The organism is Mycobacterium angelicum, from assembly GCF_002086155.1.
Taxonomy (GTDB): domain Bacteria; phylum Actinomycetota; class Actinomycetes; order Mycobacteriales; family Mycobacteriaceae; genus Mycobacterium; species Mycobacterium angelicum.
Genome location: NZ_MVHE01000272.1, coordinates 1 through 478, shown reverse-complemented (window position 1 = coordinate 478; position 478 = coordinate 1). Strand labels below are relative to the sequence as shown.

Below are 478 nucleotides of genomic sequence, written 5' to 3'. Positions count from 1 at the left end.
TGGTTGGTTGCCGATCACCCGGTGTTTGGCTCAGATTGCCGGTGCCGCATGATGGTTGGCGTCAATAGAGTGCGGATCGGCCGGCATGAATTGACGGGAGCGTAGCTTGACCGCGGCCCATCACCCGTGGCAGGAAACAGTTGCAGTGTGTACTATTCGCCCTAGACTGCCGCAGTTCCGGGGGAAGTGAACCTATTGCGCCCGTGCATCACTGCACGGGTATGGGCTTTGGCGGTCGCTTCGCACCATCAACGCCGACAGTGCGGATGAACCGCCCCGGCATGTCCGGAGACTCCAGTTCTTGGAAAGGATGGGGTCATGTCAGGTGGTTCATCGAGGAGGTACCCGCCGGAGCTGCGTGAGCGGGCGGTGCGGATGGTCGCAGAGATCCGCGGTCAGCACGATTCGGAGTGGGCAGCGATCAGTGAGGTCGCCCGTCTACTTGGTGTTGGCTGCGCGGAGACGGTGCGTAAGTGGG

2 pseudogenes are annotated in these 478 nt (G+C 61.9%); both read left to right on the top strand.

Annotated elements, in window-relative coordinates:
* Nucleotides 1-105, top strand: a pseudogene (locus tag BST12_RS31700) (histone acetyltransferase); the annotation flags it as partial.
* A gap of 213 nt (nt 106-318) precedes the next feature.
* Nucleotides 319-478: pseudogene (locus tag BST12_RS31690) on the top strand (IS3 family transposase); the annotation flags it as partial.